Raw genomic sequence first — 22020 nt, 5'->3', positions numbered from 1 at the left:
TCACACTGGATACGCTCGTAGGCAAGACCGCTCTCGCTCACGTCCCGCGCGGCTTGGCCCGCGTCGTCGGGGCGGTGTTAGCCGGGTCGTCCGGCCAGACGTGGCGGGGATAGCGGCCCTTCATCTCGACCTTCACCTCGCGCCAGGAACCCTTCCAGAAGCCGGGCAGGTCGCGGGTGATCTGGATCGGCTTGTGGCCCGGCGACAGCAGCGACAGCACCAACGGCACCTTGCCGCCGGCGATGCTGGGATGCTTGGTCAGGCCGAACAGCTCCTGCACGCGGATGTCGATGCGCGGGCCGGCCTCGGCGGCGTAGTCGATGGCCACGGTGGTGCCGGTCGGGGCCGTGAAGCGGGCCGGCAGCATGGCGTCGATCTTCTGCTGCAGGTCCCAGGGGACGAGCGACCGGATCGCGCCGTCCAGGCTGCTCTCATCGACGCTGGCCAGCGAGGAGCGGCCCTGCAGCAGAGGCTCCAGCCATTCGTCGAGGCGCGCGATCAGGGCGGCGTCGGACAGGTCGGGCCAGGCCGCCTCGTCCAGCGCCCGCAGGAAGGCGACCCGGTCGCGGAAGCCTTCGACGCCCTTCCCTAGCCGCAGGCCTGACAAACCGTCGGCGCGGACCTGGTCCATCAGCGCGCCGGCGATCATCGCCGGGTCCGGATTCTCGATCAGTCGCTCTTCCAGCACCAGCCGGCCCAGGCGCAACAGACGCTTGGCGCGGACCTTGCCGCCGGCGGTCTCCAGGCGGTCCTCGGCGACCAGGCGGTCGGCGAAGGTCTCGCGCAGGTCGGCCTCATCGACGGCGGCGGCCAGCAGGATACGGTCGCGGCTATCGCCGCCGCCCAGTTCGCCGACAGCCAGCCAGGCCTCGCGGGCCAGCGGATCGGTCGGCTCCAGATAGACGCCGCGCCCGCCGGCCAGCTGGAACTCCCCAGGCTTGCCCCGCGCCTTGGCCACCCGTTCGGGATAGGCCTCGGCCAGCATCAGGCCGGTTTCCAGCACCTTGGCGCCGGATGGACGGCCCGCCGCGCGGCTCCAGCGCTCGACCAGGGCCATGGCGTCGCGGCTTCTCGGCGAACGATCGCGGTGCAGGTTTTCCAGCCGTCGGCGCAGGTCGATATCCTTGCCGCCCAGCCCCTGCTCGGTCAGCACGGCGGCGATCTCGGCGGCCTCGCGCGCCTGGCCCGAAGCGGCGGCGCGCACGACCATGTGGGCCAGGCGCGGCGGCAGCGGCATCTCGGCCAGGGCCTTGCCGTGAGGGGTGAGATCGCCCTGCCCGTCCAGCGCCTGGATACGAGTCAGCAAGGTGCGCGCTTCGGCGAAGGCGGCCGCCGGCGGCGGGTCCAGGAAGGTCAGGCCCGACGGATCGCGCGAGCCCCAGCGAGCCAGGTCCAAGGCCAGGCGCGAGAGGTCCGCCTCCAGAATCTCGGGCCGCGCGAAGGCCGGCAGCGACCGGGTCTCGGGCTCGTCCCACAGGCGGTAGCAGACGCCGGGCTCGGTGCGGCCGGCGCGGCCCCGGCGCTGGTCGGCGGCGGCGCGGCTGACGCGGACGGTCTCCAGCCGCGTGATGCCCGAGGCTGGATCATAGCGCGGCACGCGGGCCTGGCCGGCGTCGATGACCACGCGGACGCCCTCGATGGTCAAGCTGGTCTCGGCGATCGAGGTGGCCAGCACCACCTTGCGGCGGCCGGCGGGCGCGGCCGAGATCGCCCGGTCCTGCACGGCCGGTTCCAGGGCGCCGTACAGCGGGGCGACATCGACGTCGGGCCGACGCAGGCGCTCGTTCAGCCAGCTCTCGGCGCGGCGGATCTCGCCCTGCCCTGGCAGGAAGACGAGGATCGAGCCGGTCTCCTCGGCCAGAGCCCGCTCGACGGCGCGGCCGACGCGCTCCTCCAGCCGCTGGCGCTCATCGCGGCCGAGATAGCGGGTGTCGACCGGGAACATCCGGCCTTCGCTCTCGACCACGGGCGCATCGGCCAGCAGCGAGGAGATCCGCGCCCCATCCAGCGTCGCCGACATGATCAGCAGCCGCAGGTCGTCGCGCAGCACGCTCTGGACGTCCCGGGCGAACGCCAGGCCCAGGTCAGCGTCCAGGCTGCGCTCATGGAACTCGTCGAACAGCACGGCGGCGACGCCGTCCAGGCCCGGATCGTCGAGAATCATCCGTGTGAAGACGCCTTCGGTGACCACTTCGATGCGGGTCCTGGCGGAAACCTTGGACTGCAGGCGCACCCGGAAGCCGACCGTCTCGCCGACGACCTCGCCCAGATTCGCCGCCATGCGCGAGGCGGCGGCGCGCGCGGCTAGGCGGCGGGGCTCCAGCACGATGATCTTGCGGCCCTGGACCCACGACTCGTCCAGCAGCGCCAAGGGAACGGCCGTGGTCTTGCCCGCGCCGGGCGGCGCGACGAGAACGGCGGTCTCCCGTTCGGCAAGGGCGCCTTTCAGCGCCGGAAGGGCCTCGAAAATGGGCAACATCGCGCCCGCTTTAGCGGTCGGGCCGCCCGCAGCCAAGCACCGCTGGACTAGTCAGGACGCGGGAGAACATTTACGCGCATCCGCGGCTCCACCTTGACCCCATGCTCATAAACGGGTCACGGTCCGCAAAATTTTCTAAAGGCGACCCCCGGGGGGAGTCTTGCCTAATCAGGAGGAACTATGTGGCGCGTTAAATCGCTTGATGCGATCCTAGCGACGGCTGAGAAAAAATCCCTTCACCGCTCGCTTGGTCCCGTGCAGCTGACGCTGCTGGGTGTCGGCGCGATCATCGGTACGGGTATCTTCGTTCTGACCGCCGCCGCCGCCCAGAAAGCCGGTCCCGGCATGGTCTGGAGCTTCGTGATCGCCGGCGCCGTCTGCGCCTTCGCCGCGCTCTGCTACTCCGAACTGGCCTCGATGGTCCCCGTCTCGGGCTCGGCCTACACCTATTCCTACGCCGTCATGGGCGAACTGCTGGCCTGGATGGTCGGCTGGGCGCTGATCCTGGAATACGCGGTCGCCGCCAGCGCCGTGTCGGCCGGCTGGTCCGGCTACTTCCTCGGGCTGATCGAGAACGCGCTAGGGTTCCACTGGCCCGACCTGCTCCGACAAGGTCCGACCTGGTCGATGAACGGCTTCATGCCGGCCGCGGACTTCAGCCACGGCATCGTCAACGTCCCGGCCATCATCGTGGCCCTGGCCGTGACCGCCCTGCTGGTTCTCGGCACCACCGAAAGCGCCCGCGTCAACGCGATCCTGGTGGCCATCAAGGTCACCGCCCTGACCGTGTTCATCGTCATGGCCCTGCCCGTCCTGAAGACCGGCAACTTCTCGCCCTTCACCCCGAACGGCTGGTTCGGCCCGGCCGGCACCACCGGCATGGGCGTGGTCGGCGCCGCCGCCTCGATCTTCTTCGCTTACGTGGGCTTCGACGCCGTCTCGACGGCCGCCGAAGAGACCAAGAACCCGCAGCGCAACGTGCCGATCGGTCTGATCGGCTCGCTGGCCCTCTGCACGATCTTCTACCTGCTGGTCGCGGCCGGCGCGATCGGCGCCGTCGGCGCCCAGCCGGTGCTCGGCGCGGACGGTTCGGCCGTCCAGCCCGGCTCGGCCGCCTTCACCGCCGCCTGCGCCCTGGCCGCCAACAAGGAAGCCCTGGTCTGCTCGAACGAGGCCCTGGCCCACGTCCTGCGCCAGATCAACTTCCCGGTCCTGGGCAACCTGCTGGGCCTGGCCGCCAACCTGGCCCTGCCCTCGGTCATCCTGATGATGATCTACGGCCAGACCCGCATCTTCTTCGTCATGGCCCGCGACGGCCTGCTGCCGGAGAAGCTCGCGACCATCCACCCGAAGTTCAAGACGCCGCACATCGTGACCATCTTCACGGGCGTGTTCGTCGCCGTGGCCGCCGCGTTCTTCCCGGTCGGTCAGCTGGCCGACATCTCGAACTCGGGCACCCTGTTCGCCTTCTTCATGGTGGCGATCGCGGTGATGGTGCTGCGCAAGAAGGATCCGGACCGTCACCGTCCGTTCCGCACGCCGTTCGTGTGGGTCGTGGCTCCGATCGCCCTGATCGGCTGCGCGGTGCTGTACTTCAACCTGCCGTTCGAAGCGATGATGGTCCTGCCCGTCTGGGGCGCGCTGGGCCTGGTGATCTACTTCGCCTACGGCTTCCGCAAGAGCCACGTCGGCCGCGGCCTGCGCGGCGAAGTGCACGAACTGGACGACGACGCTCCGCCCACCGGCATCCCCGGCGCGGAATGATCTTGATCTGCGGCCGCTAGGCTTTAGGTCAAAGAGGGCGGGCGCTTCGGCTCCCGCCCTTTTCTTTTGGAAGGTCGCTCCATGTCGATGCCCATCGCCGCCGTGATCGCGCCGGTCACGCCGCTGCAGCAGAACTGCACGATCGTCTGGTGCACCAAGACCATGAAGGCCGCCGTCATCGATCCGGGCGGCGAGATCGACCGTCTGCTCAAGGCCCTGGCCGACAAGGGCCTGACGCTTGAGAAGATCTGGATCACCCACGGCCACATGGACCACGCCGGTGGCGCCGCCGAGCTGAAGGTCCGCACCGGCGTGCCGATCGAGGGCCCGCACCAGGACGACCAGTTCTGGATCGACCAGATCCAGCAGTCCGGCGAGATGTACGGCATGCCCGAGGCGCGGATCTTCGTGACCGACCGCTGGCTGACCGACGGCGACACCGTCACCCTGGGCGAGACCGAGTTCGAGGTCTTCCACTGTCCCGGCCATACGCCCGGCCACGTGGTGTTCTTCCACCGCGAGACCAAGTTCGCCCAGGTCGGCGACGTGCTGTTCCAGGGCTCGATCGGGCGGACGGACTTCCCGCGCGGCAACCACCAGGACCTGATCGACTCGATCACCCAGAAACTGTGGCCGCTGGGCGAGGACGTCCGCTTCGTGCCGGGCCATGGGCCGATGTCGACCTTCGGGGCCGAGCGCCGCAACAATCCGTTCGTCGCCGACCGGGTGGTGGCGGCTATGCAGTCGCAGGGCGAGGCCTATCAGGCTCCGAAGAACCATTCGCCAGGCTGAGGAGATCCGGCCCGTTCAAGGGGGGAAGTACGGGCCGGATCTCTTGCCGTCGGTGCGTCGGGTGGGGGATGACGCGCCGCTGGTGCGACGTTGGATCGCATGACCGGGTTGCGTCGCTGTTGCAGGCGTGAAATCTGAGCGTGACGGGGACGTGACAGGAAAATCACATGGAAAACCTCCAAAGCACTGTCCAGAGCGACGCCGACACCCAGAGAGGGGCCGCTCCACGCATCCTGATCGTCGATGACGATCCGGGCATCCGCGACGTCGTCTCGGATTTCCTCAGCCGCCACGGCTACGCCGTCGAGACGGCCCAGGACGCCCGCACCATGGAACAGGTGCTGGCGCGCGGTCCGATCGACCTGATCGTGCTGGACATCATGCTGCCCGGCGAGGACGGCCTGGCCATCTGTCGCCGCCTGTCGTCGGCCAATGACGGACCGGCGATCATCATGCTCTCGGCCATGGGCGAGGACACCGACCGCATCGTTGGCCTGGAACTGGGCGCCGACGACTACCTGCCCAAGCCCTGCAATCCGCGTGAGCTGCTGGCTCGCGTCCGCGCCGTGCTGCGCCGCCGCCAGGAGCCGCGCACGGTCGATGACGCCATGGGCGCGGCCTGCGAGTTCGCCGGCTGGCGCCTGGATCTCGTCCGCCGCGAACTGCGCTCGCCGCAGTCGGTGGTGGTCAACCTTTCCAGCGGCGAATTCTCGCTGCTGCGCGCCTTCGTCGAACGGCCTCAGCGGGTCCTGACCCGCGACCAGCTGCTGGACTTGGCTCGCGGCCGCGACAGCGACGCCTATGACCGCGCCATAGACGTCCAGATCAGCCGTCTGCGCCGCAAGCTGGACGACGGCGGCGGCAGCGAGCTGATCCGCACGATCCGCAGCGAAGGCTACATGTTCACCGCCAAGGTCGTGCGCACCCCATGACCCTGTTCCGGCGCGGCGCGCCGCTGTTCGTCCAGGCCCTGGGGCTGGTGATCGTCACCCTGGTGGCGGCCCAGTTGATCGCCATCGCGGTCATCTTCACCCTGCCGCCGCCGCCGCCCGAGTTCTATCGCTCCAGCGAGATCGCGCGCGCCCTGAAGACCGGCCAGCCCGTGCAGCCGCGCGACGGCCGCCTGCTGGTGGTCAAGCAACGCGTCACCCTGCACGCCATGGGCCAGGACACGCCGCGGCGCGTCGACTTCAAGTTGGATATCAGCCGCGCCGTCGACGTGCCGGTGAACCGCATCGAGCTGCAGATCGACAACGGTCCGCGCTTCTTCGTGCGCCGCACGCCGGTGACGCCGCCCAAGCCCGATGGCCCGCCGCGCGGTCCAGGGACCCGCGAACCGTTCGCCCGCGAAGGCGGCGGCCCCGGAGGCCCGGGCGGTCCGCCCGGCGCGCGCGGCAAGGGCGGCGACGAACCGCTGATCTTCGGCGACTTCAAGCTGGGCGTGCGCCAGAGCGACGGCCGCTGGCTGGTGGTCGAGCCCAAGCCGACCTTCCGCTTCGACAGCTGGCAGCAACGGGTGCTGCTGATCCTGATCCTGTCGGTGATCGCCGTGACGCCGCTGGCCTGGCTGTTCGCCCGCCGCCTGGCCCAGCCGATCACCGCCTTCGCCGACGCCGCCGAACGCCTGGGCAAGGACCCCCGCACCCCGCCGCTCAGCATCAGCGGCTCTGGCGAGGTGGTCGCCGCCGCCGCCGCCTTCAACATGATGCAGGAACGCCTGCGCCGTTACGTCGAGGACCGCACCGCCATGGTCGGGGCCATCGCCCACGACCTGCGCACGCCCCTGACCCGTCTGAAGTTCCGCATCGAGGCCGTGCCCGACGACATCCGGCCCAAGCTGGCGGCGGACATCGACCAGATGGAGGCGATGATCGCCGCCACCCTGGGCTTCGTGCGCGACACCCAGCGCCCGGCCGAACGCACCAAGCTTGAGCTCTCCTCCCTGGTGGAGAGCGTCATCGACGAGGCCGCCGAGACGGGCGGCGACGCCACGGTCGAGCGGACCGAGAAGACCGTGATCGAAGGCGATCCCGTGGCCCTCAAGCGCCTGGTCGCCAACCTGGTGGAGAACGCGCTCAAATACGGCGTGCGGGCCCGGGGCCGAGTCTATGCCGAGGACCACATGGCGATCATCGAGGTCGACGACGACGGTCCTGGCATCCCCTCCGGCGAGCTGGAGCGGGTGTTCGAGCCCTTCTATCGCGGCGAACCCTCGCGCAACCGCGAGACGGGCGGCAACGGCCTGGGCCTGGCGGTCGTCCGCTCCCTGGCCCGCGCCCATGGCGGCGACGTCACCCTGGCCAACCGTCCCGGTGGCGGGCTGCGGGCCTGCGTGCGGTTGCCGGCCTAAGCAATTACGGCGGAAACGGACGGATTTGTTGCGGCGCCGCAAGCCGGGACGCCGGGCCTGACATCGCCGGGACATCCGGCTCGGCTTCAAAGCTTGGCTGGATGGAGATTTCCCGAATGATGCTTCGCTCGCTTGGCCTGACCGCCGTCCTCGCCGCCACCCTGGCCGCCTGCGCCAGCGCGCCGCCGGAGCGTCCCGAAGGTCATCGCGGTCCCGGCGGACGGGGCGGCCCGCCCGGCGAAGGCGGTGCGCCGCCGATGTCCAACCTGCCGCAGCTGTTCATCAGCCCGGCCGGCGAGCCTTTCCGCGCTCCGCCCGGCGCGCCCTACCCGATCGCCGACTGGTTCGCCGGGGCCGACGCCAATCATGACGGCGCCCTGAGCCGCGACGAGTTCGTGGCCGACTCCGTGCGCTTCTTCGGCGTGGTGGACGCCGACCACAACGGGGTCATCGACGGCTTCGAGGTCGCCGCCTACGAACAGCACATCGCCCCCGAGATCATCGGCGGCGCGGCCCCTGGATCGATGCGGCGCGGTCCGCGCGGCCTGGGCGGCGGTCAGGACGGCCCCGACGATCGCGAGGACCAGATGGCCGTGGGCCGGCGCAAGGAGACGACCAACGTCCTGCAGGGCGCCTCGCTGTTTGGCCTGATCGCCGAGCCGGAACCGGTCATGGCCGCCGACGGCAATTTCGATCGCCGCATCACCAAGGACGAGGCCATCAAGGCGGCCAAGACGCGCTTTGCCCTCCTCGACACCGACAAGGACGGCCTGCTGAAGCTGGCCGAGCTGCCCAAGACCCCGGTCCAGGGCGGTCTCCGCCCCGGCGCGGGCAAGGGCGGCGGCAAGGGCGGTCAGATGGGCGGCCGTGGGCGTGGCGGCGGCGGTCGTCGGGGCGGCGGCGGCGGCATGCCGCGCGGCTAGCCGCCGACCAGGCTGGCGATGATGTTGATGCCCAGCGCCAGGATGGCGGTGTTGTAGAAATAGGCGGCGGCCGCGTGGGCGGTCACCAGCTTGCGCAGCTTCGAGGTCAGGATGCTGTTGTCCGAGACCTGGAAGGTCGCGCCGACGCTGAAGGCCAGATAGGCGAAGTCCATGTAGCTGGTCGGCGGCTCGCCCGGGAACCCGATGCCCGGCTTGCTCTTGCCGTCGCCGAAATTGCGGTGGGCGTAGTGCAGCACGAAGGCCGACTGCAGCACCAGCCATGACAGCACCAAAGTCGCGCCCGCGCAGACGGTGACGAAAGCCTTGGCGTCACCTCCGGAGTGCTTGGCGGCGATCATGGCGTCGACCACCGCCCACAGGCTGGCGGCGATGGCGGCCAGCACGATCAGCAGCAGGACCGGAACCCCCTCGTCCTCCTGAGCGGCGCGCGAGCGGACCTCGGCCTCGTCGGCCTTCAGAAACAGCGCCCACGTGGTCAGCAGATAGACCAGCGCCGCGGCGTCCCAGCCCAGCAGAAGGTGCGCCGCATGGGGCGCGCCCAAATATTTCGCCGTCAGCCACACAGCGATTCCAGCGCCTTGCGCGGCGGCTAGACGCCAGTGCGACGCGGCGCGATCGACCATGTGTTTGGTCTTGCGAGCCATTCTCCGGCGACTCCTCAAACGGGGACAAGTCCCTGTGCGGTGTAATTAGTGCGAACTCACGGTGAACCGAAAGCCCGTTCGCTGGTTACTTCACCGGAACGCGCAGGAAACGACGCCAGTGACCGACCCAGACACCCCGCCTCCGCCCGAGCCCAAATCGCCCGAGTACGAGCCCGGTGTCGTCCCCGTCGAGGAGCCCCCCACCTCGCCGCCGGTCGATCCAGGGGACGACCGTCCCTATGACGCCTGACCCTTGCTCGTGCCGCCTGTGACCAGACTTAGGAGCCCCACATGGACACCGATAGCGAACGTCCCCGCGGTCGTCGCGGTTTCGCCGCCATGGATCCGGAACGCCGCCGGGAGATCGCCAGGAAGGGCGGAGCTAGCGTGCCCAGTGAAAAGCGCAGCTTCGCCAAGGATCGGGATCTCGCGGCCAACGCCGGCCGCAAAGGCGGATCTTCTTCACGCGGCGGTCGCCCCGGCGAACGCGTACTGTAGAAGTTGATCGACCCACGAACTTGACGCGCCGGTCCCGAATTCTCGGAACCGGCGCGTTTTCGTGCGTCTAAGAGCAGGCCGGTCCCGAATTCTCGGAACCGGATTTTGTCGTGCGTGGGCGTTAACGCGCCCCCCGTCAGGCGGTGAGCGCGTAGACCGCGAAGGTCGGGTCCTCGCTGACCCAGCGCTGAGCGACGGTCCAGCCGGCGCGGCGAGCGATCTCTTCGAACGCCTCGGGCCGGTACTTGTGCGAGTTCTCGGTGTGGATGGTTTCACCGGCAGCGAACCGGAAGCCGTAGTCGCCGACCATGACGATCTGGTCGCGCGTGCTTTCCAGATGCATCTCGATGCGGCTGTCCTCGGCGTTCCACACCGCCTTATGGGCGAAGGCGGCCGGATCGAAGTTGCCGCCCAGTTCACGGTTGATGTGGACGAGGACGTTGCGGTTGAACGCCGCCGTCACGCCTTGAGCGTCGTCATAGGCCGGGATCAGCACCGCAGGGTCCTTGGCGACGTCGGCCCCGACGATGAACAGCGAATCCTCGCCTAGCAGGACTCTGGCCTGGCGCAGCACGGCCTCGGCCTCATCGGGCGCGAAGTTGCCGATCGTCGAGCCGGGGAAGAAGCCGACGGGCGTATGGCCCTTGGCGCCGTCGGGCAGGTTGATGGCCTGGGTGAAGTCCTCGACCAGCGGCGCGACCGCCAGGTTCGGATAGTCCTGACGCAGGCTGGCGGCGGCCTCGTCCAGGGCCGAGGGGCTGATGTCGATCGGCGCGTAGACGGCGATCTGCGGGGCGGCGTCCAGCACGATGCGGGTCTTGGTGCTGGCCCCGCTGCCGAACTCGACCAGCACGGCGTTGTCAGGAATGCGGGCGGCGATCTCCGGTGCGATCTGGCGTAGCAGCGCCGTCTCGGTGCGGGTCAGGTAGTATTCCGGCAGCTCGCAGATCGCCTCGAACAGGCGCGAGCCCTCGGCGTCGTAGAAGTACTTGGCCGACAGGGTCTTGGGCGTGGCCGAAAGGCCCGACACCACCTCGTCCAGGAACCGGTTGCCGGGCGTCACCGCCGACAGGCGATCATCGTCGGCCAAGCGCACGCCGCCGAACATCCAGCGGCTGCCGGGCGTGAAGAAGTTGCGATAGGTCGAGCGCGCATGGCCGGGGGGCGTGGCCTCGCAGCCGCCGCGCAGCACCATCTGGCTGACCATGAACTTGCCATTGTACTCGCCCAATGCGCCCGGCCCCGGCTTGAAGCCCGGATAGGCGCTGTAGGCGCTGGCGGTCCACTGCCAGGCCGCGCCGCACAGCTGGCGCAGGGCCGACGAGACTCCGGTCGCGGTGGCGGCGGCTTCCCATTCGGCCTCGGTCGGCAGACGACGGCCGGCCCAGGCGGCGTAGGCGGCCGCCTCGTAGTAGCTGACATGGACGACCGGCGCGTTCGGATCGACCGGATGGCGGCCGCGCAGGGTCATGGTGGTCCAGGCGCCGGTCTCGTCGCGTCGCCAGTAGCCCGGGGCGTCCCAGCCCTCCTCATTGACCTTGGCCCAGCCTTCGGAGAGCCACAGGTCGGCGCGGCCATAGCCGCCGGCCTCGATGAAGGCCAGCCACTCGCCGTTGGTCACCAGGCGGTCGGACAGACGGAACGGCGCGACATAGGTCTTGTGGCGCGGCCGCTCGTTGTCGAAGGCGAAGCCGCTTTCGCAGGCCCCGATCTCGACCAGGCCGCCCGCGAAGCGGTGGAAGCGCTGCGGACCCGCGTCCGGGCGCGGCGTCACGGGGCCGGCCTGATAGGCCGGGCTCAGCGGCGACTGGGCGAAGAGGTGCAGGATGTCCATGAGGATCAGCTCCTGATGCTGCTCCTCGTGGTTCAGGCCCAGCTCCAGCCGCTCGCGGATCTCCGGCGTCAGCGGGCCGGCCAGCAGGCGCGTCATGGCCGCATCGACATGAGCGCGATAGGCGCCAACTTCCTGGGCCGAGGGCCGGGTCAGCAGACCGCGCTGCGGGCGGGGCTGCCGGGGACCGACAGCTTCGTAGTACGAGTTGAAAAGATAGCCGAAGCGCTCGTCATGCACCGCGTAGCCGGGCAGATACGGCGTCAGCAGGAAGGTCTCGAAGAACCAGGTCGTATGCCCCCGGTGCCACTTGGCCGGGCTGGCGTCGGGCATCGACTGGGCGGACTGGTCCTCGGGCGACAGCGGCGCGGCCAGCATCTCGGTGCGACGCCGGACCTGGCGATAGAGGTTGGTCAGAACGTCCGCCGAGGCGTCGGCGAAATCCATCGCGGGCTGTTCGTCCGGGATCATGGTGGCTCCTGCGAGCTAAAGCGGCGCTGGGCCAAGGCCCCAGTCGTCGTCAACGTTCCGAGAACTTCGGTGTTCCACCCCGTCGTGACAACCACATGGGACCTCGCATGCTGCCACGCTATGGCAGCAGCCCGTCCGCAAGCTTGAACGCAGCTGCCTCAACCGGACAAATTTTTTGACTGTGGGCTAGAGGGAGATCGCTCGCGGGAACGTCTACCAAACGGAGGACGCCAACTAGCCCCTTACGGTTGGTGCGCCTGCCGGTCGGGGAATTGAGCAGCTCCGACCGGCGCAACTCCCCTTCCCTTTGCCTCTAGTCCTTCAGCGGCGCGTCCAGCAGGCCGCTCAGCACGCCTTGCAGCACCTCCGTGGCGCGCTTGGGCGACAGGTCCTGGTCGCGGCGCAGGCGGTGCCAGGCGTCGAAGCTGAGCAGCATGTCCATGGCCTCGAAGCGCATGCGGTCCTTGGCCAACTCCGGCGGCAGCTGCAGACGCAGGATCTCGCGCGAAATCTGCACCATCTTGGCGTTCTCGACGGCCAGGGCGGGCGACTGGAAGCGGTGGACCTCCGAGGCGCGCTTGAACGGTCCGATCTTCTCGTAGGCCCAGCCCCGGCGCTCGACCAGTTCCAGCACCCGATCGCGCCAGGTCTCGCCCTTGAACGGCGTATGGACCAGGGCCATCAGCTCGGTCTCGATCACCGCCGACATCTCGCGATACAGGCTGTCCAGGTCGTTGAAGTGGCGGAAGACCGTGCGCAGGCCGACATCAGCGCGGGCGGCGACCAGTTCGGCGGCGGGCGAGACGTCGCCTTCGCGCACCAGATCCAGCATGGCCTGGACGATGCGGGCGCGACTGTCCTGCGAGCGCTTGCGACGGCCGTCGATCGCCGCCTCAGGATTGGCGTCCGCTCCCGAACGAAGATTACGCACGACGGAACTCACGGCCCTCGGCCCTCCCACCCAGGACCCTTGATTAGACCCGTGGCGCGCCGACCACCACCTCAAAGCTTCAGGAGGTCGAGCCGGTTGGACCATTTGATCTCGGACGAACCCGCGGGCAACGTGGCGAAGTCCCCGTCGCGGCCCACCTTCATCGGCCCACCGAAGATCTCGCGCGAGCGGCCCAGGAACGGCCCCTCCAGGGCGCGGACCGGCAGCGGCGGGATGATGTGATAGAACAGCACCGCCTTGACCCCCGCCGTCTTGGCCTCGCCGGCCACCGTCTCCGGCGCGGTGTGGTAGCTGAGGATATCGTGGAAGATGTGGGCGTAGTTGCTGCGCCCCGCCTTCTCCGCAACCTCCTGCTGGATGGCCACCAGGTTCGGCGACAAGCCCTCGTGGACCAGCAGGTCGACGCCCTTGGACGCCTTGACCAGCCGATCGGACGGCCCGGTGTCGCCGCTGATCACGGCGGTGCGGCCCTTGTACTCGAAGCGATAGGCCACGGCCGGATGGACCGGGTCGTGTTTGACCGGGAAGGCCCAGACCTTCAGGCCGGGCTTCTCCAGCACCAGCAGGTCGGGCCCGTTCGGATCGGCCGTGAATTCGTGCGCGACGCCGCCGAAGCCCGAGGGCGGCATGACCGCCTCGCCGTGGTGGGCGATCCGGTAGCCGCGATCCAGGGTGTAGGCGTCGGTGAAGCCCTTCACGACCTCGGCCAGGCCTGGCGGCCCATAGAGCGGCAGCGGCGCGTGCGTGGCCCCGCCACCCCAGCGCTGCAGCATCAGCTCGCCCAGGTCGGCGATGTGGTCGGAGTGGTAGTGGGTGACGAAGGCCGCGGTCAGCCGGGGCGGCGGCAGGTTCATCAGCAGCAGATTGCGGGTAGAGCCCGAGCCGGAATCGACGACGAACAGGTCCTTGCCCGCCACCACCGCCACGCAGGGTCCCGCCCGGTTGGGGTCGGGCATCGGCGCGCCGGAGCCGCAGAGGCCAACGTGCAGCCCGTCCGGCAACTCGGCCAGGGGATCGGTCGCCAGGGCCTCCTGATAGACCCGACGCATCCCCGCCTCGGCGATGTGAGCACGGAACAGCCACGCCAGACCCAGGGCGACGATGGCCACGCACGCCACGGCGCCCAGCCCGATCCAAACCTTGCGCATGCGTCCCTCCCAGAACTTGACCCGAAGGCTTCATAATGACACTCATAATGTCAATATAAATCCGCCGGACCACTGGCGACGGGAGATCACGATGGACGTGTTGCGGACGCCGGACGAACGGTTCGAGGGCTTGGCCGACTGGCCCTTCGCCCCGCGCTACACCCCCATCGTGGACGCCGACGGAACCCAGCTGCGCATCCACCATGTCGATGAGGGCCCCCAAGACCAGCGGCCGATCCTGCTGATGCACGGCGAGCCGTCGTGGGCCTATCTGTACCGCAAGGTGATCGCCGACCTCTCCGCGCGCGGCCGGCGGGCGATCGCGCCCGACCTCATCGGCTTTGGCCGTTCCGACAAGCCGGCCGCGCGCGACGACTACACCTATGAGCGGCACGTGGCCTGGATGAGCGACTGGCTGGTCCGCAACGAGCTGACCGACATCGTCCTGTTCTGCCAGGACTGGGGCGGCCTGATCGGCCTGCGCCTGGTGGCGGCCTTCCCCGAGCGGTTCGCGGCCGTGGTGGTCTCCAACACCGGTCTGCCGGTCGGTTCGGGCAAGAGCGCCGGCTTCGAGGCCTGGCTGAACTTCAGCCAGAACGCGCCGGAGCTGCCGATCGGCTTCATCCTCAATGGCGGCACGGCGCGCGATCTCTCCGACGCCGAGCGCGCGGCCTATGATGCGCCCTATCCCGACGAGACCTACAAGGCCGGCGCACGGATATTCCCGGCCCTGGTGCCGATCACGCTCGAGCACGCCTCGGTGGCCGAGAACAAGGCCGCCTGGACGGTGCTGGAGACCTTCGACAAGCCGTTCGTCACCGCCTTCAGCGACGCCGACCCGATCACCCGCGGCGGCGAGGCGGTGTTCCAGTCGCGCGTCCCCGGGGCCAAGACCGTGGCCCACACCACGCTGAAGGGCGGCCATTTCATCCAGGAGGACAGCCCGTCGGAGATCGCGGCGTTGCTGGACGACCTGGTCGCCAAGCTGGCCTAACGCTCGCGATAGACCGTCCGGAACCCGATGTGCAAGGCCCCGCCATCGGGTGGTCCGGGCGTGCGGGCGGCCGGGCGATAGCGGAAGCAGAAGTCGTCGGCGCACAGGAACGAGCCGCCCTTGATCACGTGCTTGGGCGTGTTTGGCTCGTCGGGGTCGAGGGCGCGGACCTGCGGCGGCCCGCCGGTCTCGATGACGTTGGCCGGCTCCAGGCCCGGCTTGAACCAGTCCTTGGTCCACTCCCAGACATTGCCGGCCATGTCCACGAGGCCGTAGCCGTTGGGCGGATAGCAGCCGACCGGCGCGGGCTGCGCCTTGTAGCCGTCGGTCCCCAGATCCTGGGCCGGGAACACGCCCTGCCAGGTGTTGGCCCGCGGATGCTGGGGGTCCTGAGGCTGGTCGCCCCAGGCGTAGCGCTTGCCCACCAGACCGCCCCGCGCGGCGTATTCCCACTCGGCCTCGGTCGGCAGATCGCGGCCCAGCCACTGGGCGTAGGCCATGGCGTCTTCCCAGGCGATGTGGACCACCGGCCAGGCCTCGCGACCCTTGATGCTGGAACGCGGCCCCTCCGGGTGACGCCAGTCCGCGCCGGGGATCACCCGCCACCATTGCGAGGGATCGTCCGACCTCGCCGCCTTCGCCCCCACGAAGACAAGCGAGGCCGGACGCCGCTGCGCCGCCGACAACTGGGCGTAGCGCGCGGGGTCGAGCGGTCGCTCGGCCAGGGTGCGGTATCCCGTGGCCTCGACGAACCGCGCGAAGGCGGCGTTGGTGACTTCCGTGCGGTCGATCCAGAACGGCGCGACCTTGACGACCTGAGGAGGTCCCTCCTCCGCCCGCATCGCCGCCGCGCCCATGGCGAAGTCGCCGCCGGCGATCTTGATCATGCCGGCCGTGCGGTGAACGGGATCGGCTATGGGCAAACCCGTCAGACAAGCCTTCGGCGCCGGCTTGCAAGCCGCCAACGCCAGAAGCATCAGGACCGGAAGCGCCCTCAATTGTCCCAATAGACGTACTCGTCGCTGGCCTTGGCCTTCTGGCCGCCCGGATGGTCGATATAGAAGGCCCCGGAGATCAGCGAGGGCCAGGCGGGCTTGGCCATCTGGCCGTCCAGCTGCGCCAGCGTCGCCTGCAACTCGCGAAGCTTGTCCGGCCGCGTCTTGGACAGATCGTGGCGCTCGGTCGGGTCGGTATTGAGGTCGAACAGCCAGACCTTGTTCGGCTCCTGGGCGACCTGCAGCTTCCAGCCGCCGGCCATCACCGTCTTGTAGCGGCCCGAGCGCCAGTACATGGCCTTGTGCGGGTCGCCGGCGGCCTTGCCCTTCACGAACGGCACGAGATCGACGCCATCGATGACCCGGTCCTTGGGCGAGGTCGCGCCGGCCGCGCCGGCGGCGGTGGCGAAGATGTCCACGTGGCCCACCGGGCTGCGATAGACCGCCCCCGCCGGCAGCTGGCCGGGCCAGCGCAGCAGGAACGGCACGTGGATGCCGCCCTCGAAGAAGGTCGCTTTCCAACCGCGATACGGCCGGTTGATGTCGGGCAGGCCGATATAGTTCGCGCCGCCGTTGTCGGAGGTGAAGATCACCAGGGTGTTGTCGTCCAGGCCCTTGTCCTTCAGCGCCTGCAGCACCCGGCCGATGTTGCGGTCCAGGTTGCGGACCATGGCCGCATAGACCCGCAGGCGGTGATCCTTGATCTGGCTCAGCGCATCATAGTCGGCCTTGGGCGCCTGCAGCGGCGTGTGGACAGCGTTGTAGGCCAGGTACAGGAAGAACGGCCGGTTCCTGTTGGCGTCGATCGACTTGATGGCCTCGTCCGTCAGGTAGTCGGTCATGTAGCTGGACGGGTGGAACATCTTGCTGCCGTTGTACTGCACGGCATAAGGCAGAGCGCCCCACAGGAACTTGTCGATCGGATCCCAGTCCTGGCGGGACTCCTCGACCGACGGATCGCCGACCGGCGCGAACAGCGAGGCGCCGGCCATGAAGCCCAGGCTCTCGTCGAAGCCCTGATCCTCGGGCCGCGAGCCCTTGACCCCGCCCAGGTGCCACTTGCCCAGGTGGACGGTGTGGTAGCCGCGCGTCTTCAGGGCCTCGGCGATGGTGATCTCGGTGGAGGGCACCGCCTCGGTGCTGTCATCCTTGGGCGTGTTCTTCACCTCGTCCTTGTTGAAGTGCGAGGGGTGCATGGGATCGCCCTGATGGCCGCCGACCACGCGTGAGAACGCGACCGGCGTGGGCGTGAACTCGAAGCCGAAGCGGGTGGCGTAGCGGCCCGTCATGATCGCCGCGCGCGACGGGGCGCAGGTGGCGTTGCCGGCATAGCCGTTGGCGAAGGTGACGCCCTGGTGGGCGATGGAGTCGATGGCCGGGGTCGGCACCGTCCCACCCGCGACGCCGCCGCCGTTCAGGGTGATGTCGTTGTAGCCGAGGTCGTCGGCCAGGATGAACACCACGTTCGGCGGCCGCTGGCCCGCCGGAGTCGCAACGGGCCCCTGGGCCCAGGTCACCGCGTGGTTGGCCTCGATCTTCGGTTGCCGGGATTTGGCGATGGCGATGATCAGGTCGAAGCGGAAATGCCATGCCGCCGCGCCGGCCGCGACCAGCACCACGACGATCCCCACGAGCGGTTTCCAGGCCTTCACGCGCGCCTCCTTCTTATCGTTGCGCGGAGCATATATTGACATTCATCGTGCCGCTAGATGTCATGTCCCCGACAGTTCGGAGACAACCCCCATGTCCCTGCGCACCCAGATCATGCGAAGCGTCACCACCGCCCTGACCAGTCCGGCTCGCCGCCGGATAGCCCGGGACATGGCCGCCGTCTCCGCCCGCCTGCGCGGCGAACGCCCGACCGTCCGCTATTTCCACCAGGCCGACGATCCCTATTCGCATCTGGCCGTGCAGATGCTGCCCCGCTTGCGGGCCCGCTATGGCGTGGAGGTCGAGCCCTGTCTCGTTCCGCCGCCTGAGGACTCGGCCGCCCCCGACCGCGAGCGCCTGCGCGCCTATGGCCTGCGCGACGCCGCCCGCCTGGCCCGCGCCCGGGGCCTGGGCTTTCCCGCCTATGCCAAACTGCCCTCGGACGAGGACGTGCGGCGCTTGCAGGCCGTGCTGGCCGACGCGTTGGAACGCGGCCTGTTCGAGGACGTAGCCTCGGCGGCCGGCGCGGCCCTATGGTCGGGCGACACCAAGACCCTGGCCGGCATGGCCGCCTGGGCCAGCGGCCAGGAGCCGGACCAGTGCGCCCTATTGCTGAGCGCCGGCCAGCAGCGCCGCGCCCGATTGGGCCACTATCTGGGCGGCATGTTCCACTTCGAGGGCGAGTGGTTCTGGAGCGTCGATCGCCTGGGTCATCTGGAAGCCCGTCTCGCCGCCCGGGGCCTTGACCGCGAACCCGGGACACCGCCACTGGCTCCGTCCCTGGAGCCGAGCCTGGCCGCATCGGCCGGCCCTGGCCCGACGATCGAGGCCTGGTTCTCGTTCCGCAGCCCCTACTCCTGGTTGGTCCTGCCGCGTATCCGTCAACTGGCGGAGGCCCATGGCGCGAAGCTGAAGCTGCGGCCGATCCTGCCGATGGTCATGCGAGGCCTGGCCGTACCGCGCGTGAAGACCCTCTACATCGCGCTCGACTGCAAGCGCGAGGCCGAGCGCCTTGGCCTGCCGTTCGGCAAGATCGTCGATCCCGTCGGCGCCGGGGCCGAGCGAGCGCTGGCGGTGCTGCACCACGCGATCGACCTGGGCCTTGGGGAAGCGTTCGCCGAGTCGGGCCTGAAGGCCGCCTTCGCCGACGGCCTGGCCCTGGCCGAGGATGACGGCCTCTACGCCGCCGCCCGCCGCGCCGGCCTCAACGACGCCCAGACCGCCACCGCCCTGGCCGACGACAGCTGGCGCGACCGCGTGGAGCGCAATCGCTCCGCCCTGCTGGACGCCGGCCTGTGGGGAGCGCCCAGCTTCCGGGTGTTGGGCCATGAGGCGCACTGGGGCCAGGACCGCCTCTGGATGCTGGAAGACGATATCCGCGCTGCCATGGCCCCGCCGAAGACCCCCAATTTCGTCTATGCGCCGAACGGATTGTCCGGATAGACCGACGAACCCTTGGCGGCTTCGGTCAGCTCAGCCCGGCCGCAGATCTCCAGCGCCGTCAGGGCGTAGATCAGGGCGCTGTCGGCCAGGTCCTTCGGCGTCGGCCGCCAACGCTTCGGGCCCGTGGTGATGGCCGGCACGCGGTGCATGTTGAAGACGTTGTGGTCGCGCCACATGCTGGAATAGACCGGATTGGCGCGGGCGACGGGTTGGCCCAGGCCCAGGCGCGTGGCGCGGTCCACCGCCCCGACCAGCGGCGCGACCTCGGCCGCGTCGGCTTCAAAGCCGTGCCGCACCACGACCGGCTCGACCTCGACCCGCCCGACACCGGCCGCGCGGACCATGGCCTCCAGGGCATGCTGCACGTCGGCGGCCTTCTGGCGTGGGTTGAGGCCGACCTCCAGATAGAGGCTGACCACCTCGGTCCCGTCGCCGAACTGGAACGGCACGCCGCCCCGGATGGCGCACAGCTGCACCTTGGGCTCGGCGATCCCGCCGGCGCTCTCGTAGCGGCTCTTGGCCTCCCACTCCCGGGTCCAGGCGTGGATCGCGTCGGTCAACTTGCCGACGCGGTAGATCGGGTTCGGATGGTCGCTGGCCGCCTCGGGATGACGCAGCATGGGCGTGAAAGTCCCCTCGCCCCAAAGCCTTAGCCGGAACACCGCATAGCCGCAGCCGACGCTGGTCCAGCCGAAGTCGCAGCCCTCGGCGGCGATGGCGTAGTCGGGCGCGACACCACCATGGTGGAACAGGTAGTGGGCGCCGATATCCTTGCCGAGATACGCAAGCCCGCGATGCTCCTCGATCGGCTCGGGTCCGATCTCGCCAGGACAGGCGGTCAGGTACATCTTGCCGGCCAGGCCATAGCCGGCGGTCTTCAGCGCCTTGGCGGCGATCAGGAAGCAGCTCATCGGCCCGCGATCATTGGCGATCGGATAGCCGCGCAGCTCGCCGTCCTCCAGCCAGCAGCGCTCCCACTCCGGATCGGCCAGGGTGGCGGGGCTGTACTTGTGGACGTCGAGGTCGGGATCGCGGGTCGGGCTTTCGGTGTCGAGATGAGCGGTGAACAGCAGGTTCTTGCCGGTCCCCAGCCCGCCAGAGGTCCCGATGACGTTGAACCGGTCCTCGGTCGCCCCGACCTTGCGCGGCGAGAAGCCCTCGCGGGCCATCCAGTCATGGACGAACTGGCCGGCTTCGCGCTCCTGGCCCGAGCGGCTGGGGATGTTGCCCAGGGTCAGGGCCAGTTCGGTCAGCTCGCTCTCGTCGATGGCGGCGGCGATGGCCTCGCGATCAGCTTGCGTGACCACTAGGCGCTCCAGACGCCGACGACGCTGGCCGTGTCGGTCAGGATCGCGGTGTTGAGGTCCAGCATCTTCAGCGCCGTCGCGTGCAGGTCGGGCTCATAGGCCGCGCAGGCGTCGGCGGCGATGAAGACGTGGAAGTCGTGGTTGAAGGCGTCCTTGGCCGTGTCGGCGACGCAGCACTCGGTGGTCAGGCCGGCGATCACCAGGGTGTCGACCTCCAGGGCCTTCAACTGGACGTCGATGTCGGTATCCCAGAACGGGCTGTAGCGGGTCTTGCGGAAGATAAGCTCGTCCGACTGGGGTTGAGGCCCCACGAAGGCGCTGCCCGGCGCGCCGGCGCGGCAGAGCGCCGGGCTGGCCTCGGGATCGGCGCCGCGCCGGCGCATCCGCTCGTCCCAGACGTCGGAGTCGGTTTCCGGCGTCGTGAACAGTCCCACGAACACCACCGGGACATCCGCCGCCCGCGCGGCCTCGGCCAGGCGCTGCGCCGCCGCCAGGGCCGCCGGCACGGTCGAGAGGTCCAGCCCCCACTGACCGGTCAGCCCTTCGGGCAAGGCGAAGTCGACCTGCATGTCGATGATCACCAGCGCCGTGCGGTCGGGCGCGATCCAATGCTCGAGGTTCATGCGAACGCCGAACGCAACTGCGGCAGGATTTCGGAGCCGAACATGGCCAGGCCCTCCACATAGTCGGGGAAGATCAGCATCAGACCGTCAAGCTCGCACTCGGTCATGAAGCTTTCCACCTGCTCGCGACAGGTGGCGGGCGAACCGATCATGGTCTCGGTCATGAACGCGCCCTGCTTCTCGGCCGCGCCTTGCAGCCTGTCGGCCGGCACGCCCCAGCTGGACAGCATCGACAGGATCGCCCCCATGTCCGCGCCCTCGGCATAGCGCGTGGCCAGGGCCTGCGCCGCCGCGTCGGTCTCCGCATGGATGATCGTGCACATGGCGTAGGTGCGGACGCTCTTGCCCAGCTCGGCCGCCATCCGTTTGGCCCGGCGCGAGGCCTCGCGATGCTCGGCGCGCGAGCGGCCGCCGATGAAGCAGGCGTCGGCGTGGCGCACCGAGAACTGGAAGCCGCGATCCGACATCCCCGCGCAGATCAGCTCGGGACGCGGCTTGGCCAGGGGCTTGGGCTTGGACTGACAGTCCTTCATCGTGAAGTACGCGCCGGCGAAGTCGACGCTGTCCTCGGCCCACAGGCGCTTGACGATGGTCGTCCACTCCTCGGCCAGAGCGTAGCGGTCATCGTGGGACAGCGAATCGTCCCAGGCGCTCATCTGGTCGAACTCGGCCTTGAAGGCCCCGGCGACGATATTCAGCCCGGCTCGGCCGCCGCTGATATGGTCCAGGGTGGCGATCATCTTGGCGGCCACCGCCGGGTTTTGCAGCAGCGGGTGGACCGTCGCCCAGATGCGGACGTTCGTCGTAGCCTCGGCGATGGCGGCCATCAGGGTCACCGACTCGAGCGAGGTCCCCCAGTGGTCGGTCTCGCCGCCGAAGCCGCGGAACTTGCCCATCGACATCACGAAATCCAGCCCCGCCTGGTCGGCGACCACCGCGGCGGCGCGGTTCTGGGCATAGAGGCCGTCGAGCACCGGCGTGGCCTTGGACACGATCCAGCCGCCGTTGGCCACCGGCAGGAAGACGCCGAAATCCTTGTGCTGGGCGGGGCGATCGAACATGGCGCGGATCATCACGCGCTTCGGCGCCTCAAACAACCGCGCTTGACGCAGCGTCCGCAAGCGCCATCTGCACG

The 22020-nt window shown here is 69.3% G+C and carries 19 protein-coding genes; 9 read left to right on the top strand and 10 right to left on the bottom strand.

The features are described 5' to 3' along the window. Positions 1 to 37: 37 nt before the first annotated feature. Complete coding sequence (hrpB, locus tag AC07YH_RS07670) at positions 38 to 2479, bottom strand: ATP-dependent helicase HrpB (protein ID WP_494746402.1); 2442 nt, start codon at positions 2477 to 2479, stop codon at positions 38 to 40. Between the two features lie 180 nt (positions 2480 to 2659). Between hrpB and AC07YH_RS07665 the strand changes: the two genes are divergently transcribed. The 5 genes from AC07YH_RS07665 to AC07YH_RS07645 all read left to right on the top strand — a co-directional run bounded on the left by AC07YH_RS07665 (position 2660) and on the right by AC07YH_RS07645 (position 8308). Next, a complete protein-coding gene (locus AC07YH_RS07665; protein WP_494746401.1) occupies positions 2660 to 4243 on the top strand; it encodes an amino acid permease in 1584 nt (527 codons plus the stop codon). 81 nt (positions 4244 to 4324) lie between these two features. Beyond that, positions 4325 to 5035, top strand: coding sequence for an MBL fold metallo-hydrolase (locus tag AC07YH_RS07660; protein ID WP_494746400.1), 711 nt, complete (start codon positions 4325 to 4327; stop codon positions 5033 to 5035). A 167-nt stretch (positions 5036 to 5202) separates the two neighbouring features. After that, the gene (locus AC07YH_RS07655) at positions 5203 to 5967 is read left to right on the top strand and encodes a response regulator (protein WP_494746399.1); all 765 of its coding nucleotides are present in this window, start codon (positions 5203 to 5205) and stop codon (positions 5965 to 5967) included. After that, the gene (locus tag AC07YH_RS07650) at positions 5964 to 7385 is read left to right on the top strand and encodes an ATP-binding protein (protein WP_494746398.1); all 1422 of its coding nucleotides are present in this window, start codon (positions 5964 to 5966) and stop codon (positions 7383 to 7385) included. Before AC07YH_RS07655 ends, AC07YH_RS07650 begins: the two co-directional genes overlap by 4 nt. Before the next feature lie 119 nt (positions 7386 to 7504). Continuing rightward, positions 7505 to 8308, top strand: a complete 804-nt coding sequence (locus tag AC07YH_RS07645; RefSeq protein ID WP_494746397.1) for an EF-hand domain-containing protein — start codon at positions 7505 to 7507, stop codon at positions 8306 to 8308. Here the strand turns inward: AC07YH_RS07645 and AC07YH_RS07640 are convergent. Then, positions 8305 to 8973, bottom strand: a complete 669-nt coding sequence (locus AC07YH_RS07640) for a DUF1345 domain-containing protein (protein ID WP_494746396.1) — start codon at positions 8971 to 8973, stop codon at positions 8305 to 8307. The genes AC07YH_RS07645 and AC07YH_RS07640 overlap by 4 nt on opposite strands. Positions 8974 to 9091: 118 nt before the next feature. On the opposite strand from AC07YH_RS07640, the gene AC07YH_RS07635 reads away from it, so the two are divergent. After that, positions 9092 to 9223 (top strand): hypothetical protein, encoded by a 132-nt coding sequence (locus tag AC07YH_RS07635; protein ID WP_494746395.1) that lies wholly within the window; start codon positions 9092 to 9094, stop codon positions 9221 to 9223. Between the two features lie 41 nt (positions 9224 to 9264). Beyond that, complete coding sequence (locus AC07YH_RS07630; protein ID WP_354070737.1) at positions 9265 to 9471, top strand: con-10 family general stress protein; 207 nt, start codon at positions 9265 to 9267, stop codon at positions 9469 to 9471. A gap of 136 nt (positions 9472 to 9607) precedes the next feature. Here the strand turns inward: AC07YH_RS07630 and egtB are convergent, their stop codons facing one another. The 3 genes from egtB to AC07YH_RS07615 all read right to left on the bottom strand — a co-directional run bounded on the left by egtB (position 9608) and on the right by AC07YH_RS07615 (position 13873). Further along, positions 9608 to 11773: an ergothioneine biosynthesis protein EgtB gene (gene egtB, locus AC07YH_RS07625; protein WP_494746394.1), complete on the bottom strand. Its 2166-nt coding sequence runs from the start codon at positions 11771 to 11773 to the stop codon at positions 9608 to 9610. 313 nt (positions 11774 to 12086) lie between these two features. Beyond that, positions 12087 to 12716, bottom strand: coding sequence for a TetR/AcrR family transcriptional regulator (locus AC07YH_RS07620; RefSeq protein ID WP_494746393.1), 630 nt, complete (start codon positions 12714 to 12716; stop codon positions 12087 to 12089). A gap of 59 nt (positions 12717 to 12775) precedes the next feature. Then, positions 12776 to 13873: an MBL fold metallo-hydrolase gene (locus AC07YH_RS07615; protein WP_494746392.1), complete on the bottom strand. Its 1098-nt coding sequence runs from the start codon at positions 13871 to 13873 to the stop codon at positions 12776 to 12778. Positions 13874 to 13964: 91 nt separating this feature from the next. On the opposite strand from AC07YH_RS07615, the gene AC07YH_RS07610 reads away from it, so the two are divergent. Further along, the gene (locus tag AC07YH_RS07610; protein ID WP_494746391.1) at positions 13965 to 14867 is read left to right on the top strand and encodes a haloalkane dehalogenase; all 903 of its coding nucleotides are present in this window, start codon (positions 13965 to 13967) and stop codon (positions 14865 to 14867) included. On the opposite strand, the gene AC07YH_RS07605 is transcribed toward AC07YH_RS07610, so the two are convergent. Then, the gene (locus AC07YH_RS07605; protein WP_494746390.1) at positions 14864 to 15874 is read right to left on the bottom strand and encodes a formylglycine-generating enzyme family protein; all 1011 of its coding nucleotides are present in this window, start codon (positions 15872 to 15874) and stop codon (positions 14864 to 14866) included. The two genes, AC07YH_RS07610 and AC07YH_RS07605, sit on opposite strands and share 4 nt — an antisense overlap. After that, positions 15862 to 17514 (bottom strand): sulfatase-like hydrolase/transferase, encoded by a 1653-nt coding sequence (locus AC07YH_RS07600; protein ID WP_494746389.1) that lies wholly within the window; start codon positions 17512 to 17514, stop codon positions 15862 to 15864. Before AC07YH_RS07600 ends, AC07YH_RS07605 begins: the two co-directional genes overlap by 13 nt. Before the next feature lie 91 nt (positions 17515 to 17605). Here AC07YH_RS07600 and AC07YH_RS07595 point away from each other — a divergent pair, with 91 nt between their 5' ends. Next, positions 17606 to 18955, top strand: coding sequence for a DsbA family protein (locus AC07YH_RS07595; RefSeq protein WP_494746388.1), 1350 nt, complete (start codon positions 17606 to 17608; stop codon positions 18953 to 18955). On the opposite strand, the gene AC07YH_RS07590 is transcribed toward AC07YH_RS07595, so the two are convergent. From AC07YH_RS07590 to AC07YH_RS07580, 3 genes are read right to left on the bottom strand one after another with little or no spacing between them, the layout of a single operon-like run. Then, positions 18928 to 20262: a zinc-binding metallopeptidase family protein gene (locus tag AC07YH_RS07590; RefSeq protein WP_494746387.1), complete on the bottom strand. Its 1335-nt coding sequence runs from the start codon at positions 20260 to 20262 to the stop codon at positions 18928 to 18930. The two genes, AC07YH_RS07595 and AC07YH_RS07590, sit on opposite strands and share 28 nt — an antisense overlap. Next, entirely contained in the window at positions 20262 to 20885 is a 624-nt protein-coding gene (locus AC07YH_RS07585) for a cysteine hydrolase family protein (RefSeq protein ID WP_494746386.1), read from the bottom strand. The genes AC07YH_RS07590 and AC07YH_RS07585 overlap by 1 nt, the downstream gene beginning before the upstream one ends. Then, complete coding sequence (locus tag AC07YH_RS07580) at positions 20882 to 21946, bottom strand: LLM class flavin-dependent oxidoreductase (RefSeq protein WP_494746555.1); 1065 nt, start codon at positions 21944 to 21946, stop codon at positions 20882 to 20884. The genes AC07YH_RS07585 and AC07YH_RS07580 overlap by 4 nt, the downstream gene beginning before the upstream one ends. Positions 21947 to 22020 lie beyond the last annotated feature (74 nt).

The organism is Caulobacter sp. GW456-12-1-14-TSB4 (assembly GCF_059424195.1).
This window is presented reverse-complemented; position numbering and strand designations above follow the sequence as displayed.